Origin of the sequence: Bacillus sp. MUM 116 (genome assembly GCF_001866655.1) — a bacterium.
In the GTDB taxonomy this organism is placed as follows: Bacteria; Bacillota; Bacilli; order Bacillales; family Cytobacillaceae; genus Neobacillus.
The window spans coordinates 1-7,870 of the sequence record NZ_MLYR01000098.1; the positions used below are offsets into that span (position 1 = coordinate 1).

Sequence of the window (7,870 nt, forward strand, 5' to 3'; positions counted from 1 at the left end):
GCTTATGCCAACAACAACCTTCTCAAACATTTAGGCGAAACGGCAATGAATGCCTATAGGCTGCGGATATTAACAAAAGCCCCTGAACTTTAAACCATTCAAGGGGCTCTTTTTTTATGAGATAAGAAAGAAAATTCGGCTTCGAGAATTGTCCAGCGCAAGCGTCCTGCCCCTCGAAGTCACAAGCCAATCCGTCCAAAAGGTTAAAGAACAACCTTTCGGCCGGCTTGGCTTGTGCTATGCCTGAGGCTGACAAGGCGTTTGCGCTTTTCTTACTCCTGATTATGAACAAAAATAGCCGCTGTACCTAATGTTTTCGCTGCGATGAGCATTGCTTTTTCATCAATATCAAATTTAGGATGATGGTGAGGAGCTGGATTTTCTACTCCTTCCGGCTTTGCCCCGGTGAAAAAGAATGTACCTGGGACCTTCTCCAAATAATAGGCAAAATCTTCACCGCCCATTTGCGGCTCTGTTTCCTCAATGATGTTAACTTCCGGAACCTCCCGTGCACATTGAATAAGATATTCAGTTTCCTTAGCGTGGTTTACAACTGCAGGATATCCTCTTTCAAAAACAAAATCGTATTGGCTGTCAGCCAGATAACATGTCCCACGGATAATCCGTTCCATTTCTTTTTCAATAAACGAACGAACTTCTTCATTAAATGTCCTTACTGTCCCAACAAGCTTTGCTTTATCAGCTATGACATTAAAGGCATTTTCCGCTGTAAAAGAACCAACTGTTACCACGGCGGATTCAACAGGATTTACCTTTCTGCTGACAATTTGCTGCAAATTTAACACAAGCTGTGATGCCGTAACAATTGTATCCTTTGTTTTGTGAGGCTGTGCACCATGTCCGCCTTGGCCTTGAATGTCAATTTCAAATCGGTCGGCAGCAGCCATGATTGGGCCTGTTCGATATTGAATTTTACCTGTAGGTTCGCTTGCCCATAAATGGGTTCCAAAAATAACATCAACTCCGTCCAAGCAGCCATCTTCAATCATCGAATTGGCCCCACCTGGTGCATATTCTTCTGCATGCTGGTGAATAAAAACGTAATTACCGGCCAACTCATCACGAAGTTCGTTTAAAGTTTTTGCGAGAAATAGGAGTGTAGCTGTATGACCATCGTGACCGCAGGCGTGCATGACACCGGGGACCGTTGATTTATAGGGAACATTTTTTTCATCTTGGATTGGCAAAGCATCAAAATCAGCCCTTATTGCAACAGTTTTTCCGGGTATTTTCCCATAAATTTTTGCGACTACTCCATTGCCGCCAATATTTCCTTTTACTTCAATACCCAGTTTTTCATAAAAATCTTGAATGAACTTTGCTGTGCGATATTCTTTAAAAGATAGTTCAGGATGTTGATGCAAGTAACGGCGAACCGCAACCATGTCCTTATAATAACTTTCCAATTTAGCGAATAGCTTATTATGCATAGAATCCCTCCAAGATTAACAATCTACTTTTATCCTATTTTACCATTAATTAATATATATGTAGAATAATTAATAAAAGCTCAAGTGCCTTGCTCAGCCTTAGGCATAGCACAAGACAAGCCGGGGTGAAGTGGTGAAAGCAGCGTGAAAATTTTATTGCGGGATCTATAGGCAAAATAAAAAAGAATGGAGGAACTCCATTCCGATGCTGAATTATTTTGATGCTGTATATTGAGTAGCATATGGATCACTATCAAACATATGCGGTTGTGTATCAATTCCGCTCTCTGCCTTCTGTTTTCTTTTTTTCGTTGAAATGGACAGGGTATTCTGCCAGCTGTGAAAGGACGCTTCGTTTTCCCAAACGGTCAGGATTACATACGTATTGGAGACCTTCGGCCGAAGGGCACGAAACGCGATAAACCCTTGTTCATTTTCAATGGATTGTCCTTTCTCCTTAAAATAATGCTCAAATAATGGTCGGCCTTCATCTGTTACCGGAAAGTTGCTTAGGATGACCATGCTCCCATTTTGAATGTCTCCCATTGACTCAAATACCTCATATTTTCGTGGTTCATTAAAAACAGTTTCCCCATTTGTTTCATGAAGCAATAAGGCGCCATTTCCACCTGTCATGGTAATCATGGTTTCGCTTGGATACTTTTTTTCAATACTCTTTAGAAAATCATATGTCCCTACGGTTATATAAATGTTCATTTACATCACTCCAAATTTTAACTAATTAAGTATTATTCTTTGCCTAATTTCATCTTTGCATGCTCAATAATTGTTCAAAGCAATTTCAAAACGGAAAAAACGACTATTTTTTGACACTTATCCTAGTTATATATACACATATAGGAATAACCGATATAGTGTTAAGAGTAATACGAATTAGACGGTATTGCAGTGAAGTTTTTATTTTACTGCTATATATATTACAATGAAAAGCATATATGTTTTGAAAGGGGAATTAAGAGAATGTCAAAAGCAATTAACGGGACATTTTTAAAAGCAGCGAGAGGTGAGAAGACGGATTATGTTCCTGTTTGGTATATGAGACAGGCCGGCCGCTCACAGCCTGAATATAGAGAAATTAAAGAGAAATATTCCTTATTTGAAATCACCCATCAACCGGAACTTTGTGCCTATGTGACCCGCCTTCCAGTTGAGAATTATAATGTTGATGCCGCTATTCTATATAAAGATATCATGACTCCGCTGCCGGCGTTAGGGGTGGACGTTGAAATCAAAGGCGGAATTGGTCCGGTAATATCGAATCCAATTCAATCTTTAGCAGATGTGGAAAAACTCGGGGAGATTTCACCGGAAGATGATGTTCCTTATGTATTAGAAACCATTAAACTATTAACACAGGAACAGTTGAGTGTTCCATTAATCGGATTTTCCGGTGCACCCTTTACGCTGGCCAGTTATATGATTGAAGGCGGACCTTCGAAAAATTATAACAAAACCAAGGCCTTCATGCATGCAGAACCAAAGGCATGGTTTACTTTAATGGAAAAGCTTGGCGATATGATCATTACATATGTGAAAGCGCAAATTAATGCGGGGGCAAAAGCAATTCAAATTTTTGACTCATGGGTAGGGGCCCTTAATGTGGAAGATTACCGTACGTTTATTAAGCCAATCATGAACCGGATTTTCTCCTCTCTTAAAGAAGAAAATGTTCCGCTTATTATGTTTGGAGTTGGTGCAAGCCATCTGGCATTGGAATGGAACGATCTTCCGCTTGATGTAGTAGGATTGGACTGGCGTCTCCCAATTCAACAAGCAAGAGAAATGGGGATTCAAAAAACGGTTCAAGGGAATTTAGATCCAGCCATCCTGTTAGCTCCATGGGAGGTCATCGAGGAAAAAGCGAAATCCATTTTAGACCAAGGCATGGCACAGGATGGCTATATCTTTAACCTTGGACATGGAGTCTTCCCATCTGTTAATCCAGATACGTTAAAAAGATTAACTGCGTTTATCCATGAATATTCTGCATCTAAATTAAGTCGATAATCCTATTGAAGACTAGAAGTTGGTAAGATGTCCAATTTTTTGGCAAAATACACTTGAGACTTAAAAAGAGGTGCAAAACATGACAAAACGTAAAATGGGCCTGCTGGTAATGGCATATGGTACCCCATACAAAATCGAGGATCTTGAACGTTATTATACACATATCCGCCACGGGCGGAGACCGACCGATGAAATGCTTGAGGATCTTCGCAATCGCTATGAAGCCATTGGCGGCATTTCCCCGCTGGCAAAAAATACGCTTGAACAGGCGGAAAAGCTTGAAAAACATTTAAATAATATTCAAGATCAAGTTGAATTTAAAATGTATCTGGGATTAAAGCATATTGAGCCGTTTATTGAAGATGCCGTTAAACAAATGCATGATGACGGAATCGAAGAAGCTGTTAGTATTGTGCTTGCCCCTCATTTTTCAACGTTTAGTGTTAAATCCTATAATGGAAGAGCAGTTGAAGAGGCGGAAAAATTAGGCGGACCGAAGATTTCTTCCATTGAAAGCTGGTATCAAGAACCGAAATTTATTCATTACTGGGCAGATAAGCTTAAGGGAATCTATGAGCAAATGCCGAATGAAGAAAAAGAAATGGCTGTCCTGATTGTTTCAGCTCACAGCCTTCCGGAAAAAATCCTTCAGTTTGGTGATCCATATCCTAACCAGCTTCAAGAAACAGCAGAGTTAATTGCAAAACAAGCAGGGATTAAAAACTTTGAAATCGGCTGGCAAAGTGCAGGGAACACTCCGGAACCTTGGTTAGGTCCAGATGTTCAGGATTTAACACGGGAGTTATTCCAAAACCATCACTATAAGGCATTTGTTTATGCACCTGTAGGCTTTGTTTGTGATCATCTTGAAGTTCTTTATGATAATGATATTGAATGTAAAAGGGTCACTGATGAGGTAGGAGCCAAATATTATCGCCCGGAAATGCCGAATGCCAAAGAAGAATTTATTGATTGCCTGGCTGGAGTTATTTTAAAAACGTTAACGGATTAAAGGATTTCATGTAGGAAGAAGGTGACATCCTTGGCGCAAAAACAAAAGGTTGCAATCATTGGGGGCGGGATTGCCGGGCTCGCGGCAGCCTTCTATCTTCAAAAAACAATAAAAGAAAAGCATTTGCCAATCGAAGTTAAGTTAATTGAAGCATCTCACCGTCTCGGTGGAAAAATGCAGACTGTTGTTAAAGACGGCTTCACGATTGAAAGAGGCCCGGATTCCTTTTTAGCACGTAAAACAAGCATTATCAGACTTGCAAAAGAAGTCGGAATGGATCATCAATTAGTTCCGAATTCCACAGGGAAATCATATGTGCTTGTGAATGACGAGCTTCATTCGATGCCGGGCGGTTCCATCATGGGGATTCCAACCGAGATTGGCCCGTTTATTACTACAAAATTATTTTCTCTTCCCGGTAAAATTAGAGCATCTGCCGATTTTATTTTGCCAAAATCACCAAGCGGCAAAGATCAATCATTGGGAGAGTTTTTCCGAAGAAGATTGGGAAATGAAGTGGTTGAGAATTTAATTGAGCCGTTGTTATCGGGAATTTATGCCGGTGATATTGATCATTTAAGTCTTATGTCAACATTCCCGCAATTTTATGAGGTTGAGCAGAAATATCGCAGCTTGATCCTAGGGATGAAAAAGGCTGCGCCATCCCAGCCAAAAAAACCGGTAAGCACAGAAAAGGGAAAAGGTGGATTTTTAACGTTTAAAACGGGGCTTCAATCGTTCGCTGAAGCCATTGAAGCGAAATTAGACCCCCAATCGATTTTAAAAGGTCACCGTGTCAATAAAATCTCAAAGGTAAAGGATCGATACGAGATTGATTTGAACAATGGAGAAACATTGGCTGCCGATTGTATTGTCACGGCAACACCGCATAAGGTAACCCAATCGATGTTCTCGCAATACAAATTTTTTGATCCATTTAAAATGGTTCCTTCCACTTCTGTCGCGACGGTTGCTTTAGCTTTTCCAAAAGAGGCGATTATAAAGGATATTGATGGGACAGGCTTTGTTGTCTCTCGAAATAGTGATTATTCGATTACTGCCTGTACGTGGACACATAAAAAATGGGAGCATTCAACCCCTAAAGGAAAAGTATTGCTCCGTTGTTATGTAGGAAGAGCAGGGGATGAGACCATTGTTGAACTCTCAGATGATCACATAATAAAAATTGTTCTGGATGATTTAAAAAAAATAATGGATATATCAATGGAACCTGATTTTGCTGTTGTTTCCCGCTGGAAAAATGCTATGCCTCAATATACAGTTGGTCATAAGCAAAGGCTTGTCACAATTAAGAATCAGTTAAAAGAAGAATTACCAGGAGTATTTTTGGCAGGTGCTTCTTATGAAGGTGTCGGAGTACCTGATTGCATCGACCAAGGGGAAGCCGCCGTTAAGGATGTTTTAGAATATCTATCTGGAAGGAAAGAAGCTGTTCAGTGATAACAGCTTCTTTTTTATCAGAACTTTTGAGTATATTAAGAGTATCTATCATATGGGAGGGCAAATCAATGAAATTAACGATTATTGGTTATTGGGGCGGATATCCGAAAAAAAATGCAGCAAGCTCAGGGTATTTACTTGAACATGATGGCTTTCACCTTTTAATTGATTGTGGGAGCGGTGTTCTTGCAAAACTGCAAAATAAACTTGAGCCGGAAGACCTTGATGCGGTATTAATTTCCCATTATCACCCAGATCATATCGCTGATATTGGGGTACTTCAGCATGCCAGACTAATTCAAGGCTTTTTAGGAAAAGAGTTTCTCGCTCTTCCTATTTATGGTCATCATTACAATCAAAATGAATTTACAAAATTAACCTATAAAGAAATTACGAAGGGAATCGCCTATGATCCGAACGGTGTACTAAAAGTAGGTCCGTTTCAAGTGACTTTTATAAAAACGGATCATCCCGTTCCTTGTTATGCGATGCGAATTGAAGCAGATGGGAAAGTGCTGGTTTATACTGCTGATAGCTCCTTTAAGGAGGAGTTTATCGAGTTTAGCAAAGATGCTGACCTGTTATTATGTGAATGCAATTTATATGGAAATCAAAATGGGAAGCCGGCCGGGCATATGAACAGCATAGAAGCAGGAAGGTTTGCCAAACGTGCAGCCGTGAAACAATTAGTCCTTACGCATCTGCCGCATTACGGAAATTTGAGTGATTTAGTTCACGAGGCTTCTGCTGAATATACTGGTATAATAAGTCTTGCAGAGGAATTTCAAACGATTACACTCTAAGGAGGAAAAACCTCATGTTATTTATTGATAATAAAGGGATTACAGACCCGCGAATTAATCTTGCAATTGAAGAATATGCCCTTAAAAATCTAGATATCAATGAAACCTATTTATTATTTTACATAAATCAGCCATCCATTATTATCGGGAAAAATCAAAATTCGATTGAGGAAATTAATACAGAATATGTAGAAAAAAACGGCATCATTGTCGTAAGAAGATTATCCGGCGGGGGAGCCGTCTATCATGATCTCGGCAATTTAAATTTTAGTTTCATTACCAAGGATGATGGTGAAAGCTTTCATAATTTCCGTAAATTCACCGAACCAGTGGTGGAAGCACTGAAACAGTTGGGAGTAAATGCTGAACTGAGTGGTCGAAATGACCTTCTGGCAGAAGGCAGAAAAATTTCCGGAAATGCTCAGTTTTCAACACGAGGAAGAATGTTTAGTCATGGTACACTTCTATTTAATTCAGAAATGGATCATGTTGTTTCAGCATTAAAGGTGAAGAAGGAAAAGATTGAATCAAAGGGAATTAAGTCTATCCGTAGCCGGGTGGCCAATATCTCTGATTTTCTAACTGAAAAGATTACGATAGAGGAGTTCCGTTCATTAATTTTAACTTATATTTTTGGCGGTAAAGAGAATATTTCTGAATACGTTCTAACCGATGATGATTGGAAGAAAATTCACCAATTATCAAAAGATCGCTATCAAAACTGGGAGTGGAATTACGGGAAATCCCCAAAATTCAATCTGCAAAATTCCAATCGTTTCCCTGTGGGGTCGATTGATGTTCGATTAGAGGTTACTAAGGGGATGATTGAAAACTGTAAAATCTATGGTGACTTTTTTGGTGTCGGTGATGTCAGCAAAATTGAAGGCATGCTGAAAAATATTCGTTATGAAAAATCAGAAATTGAAAAGGCGCTTGCTAATATCGATGTCACCCATTATTTTGGAAATATAACGAAAGATGAATTTATTCGTTTAGTCTATTAAAGTGTTTTTCTAAAAAGGCAGGTTGAAATCCTGCCTTTTTAGTAGTATAAGAATTTATAAATTACTTTGAGAATGGTCCGGCGCCTAGCCCCTCGAGGTCACAAGCCAATC

At 39.5% G+C, this 7,870-nt stretch carries 7 protein-coding genes and 1 pseudogene; 6 read left to right on the forward strand and 2 right to left on the reverse strand.

Features of this window, described 5'->3' with window-relative positions:
* A pseudogene (locus tag BIV60_RS30580) lies at positions 1-93 on the forward strand (EcsC family protein); the annotation flags it as partial.
* Between the two features lie 179 nt (positions 94-272).
* On the opposite strand, the gene BIV60_RS22305 reads toward BIV60_RS30580, so the two are convergent.
* On the reverse strand, positions 273-1,451 hold the full coding sequence (locus tag BIV60_RS22305; RefSeq protein ID WP_071357921.1) for a M20 family metallopeptidase: 1,179 nt from the start codon (positions 1,449-1,451) through the stop codon (positions 273-275).
* Positions 1,452-1,664: 213 nt separating this feature from the next.
* Complete coding sequence (locus BIV60_RS22310; protein ID WP_071357922.1) at positions 1,665-2,168, reverse strand: antibiotic biosynthesis monooxygenase family protein; 504 nt, start codon at positions 2,166-2,168, stop codon at positions 1,665-1,667.
* Positions 2,169-2,432: 264 nt separating this feature from the next.
* Here BIV60_RS22310 and hemE point away from each other — a divergent pair, with 264 nt between their 5' ends.
* The 5 genes from hemE (at position 2,433) to lplA (ending at position 7,759) form a co-directional block, all read left to right on the forward strand.
* Entirely contained in the window at positions 2,433-3,479 is a 1,047-nt protein-coding gene (hemE, locus tag BIV60_RS22315; protein ID WP_071357923.1) for a uroporphyrinogen decarboxylase, read from the forward strand.
* Between the two features lie 79 nt (positions 3,480-3,558).
* Complete coding sequence (gene hemH / locus BIV60_RS22320) at positions 3,559-4,491, forward strand: ferrochelatase (protein WP_071357924.1); 933 nt, start codon at positions 3,559-3,561, stop codon at positions 4,489-4,491.
* A 30-nt stretch (positions 4,492-4,521) separates the two neighbouring features.
* Positions 4,522-5,952 carry a protoporphyrinogen oxidase gene (gene hemY, locus BIV60_RS22325; RefSeq protein WP_071357925.1) on the forward strand — a complete coding sequence of 477 codons (1,431 nt, stop codon included), beginning with the start codon at positions 4,522-4,524 and terminating at the stop codon, positions 5,950-5,952.
* 68 nt (positions 5,953-6,020) lie between these two features.
* The gene (locus BIV60_RS22330) at positions 6,021-6,755 is read left to right on the forward strand and encodes an MBL fold metallo-hydrolase (RefSeq protein WP_071357926.1); all 735 of its coding nucleotides are present in this window, start codon (positions 6,021-6,023) and stop codon (positions 6,753-6,755) included.
* A 14-nt stretch (positions 6,756-6,769) separates the two neighbouring features.
* On the forward strand, positions 6,770-7,759 hold the full coding sequence (gene lplA / locus BIV60_RS22335; protein WP_071357927.1) for a lipoate--protein ligase: 990 nt from the start codon (positions 6,770-6,772) through the stop codon (positions 7,757-7,759).
* The last annotated feature ends 111 nt before the right edge of the window (positions 7,760-7,870 follow it).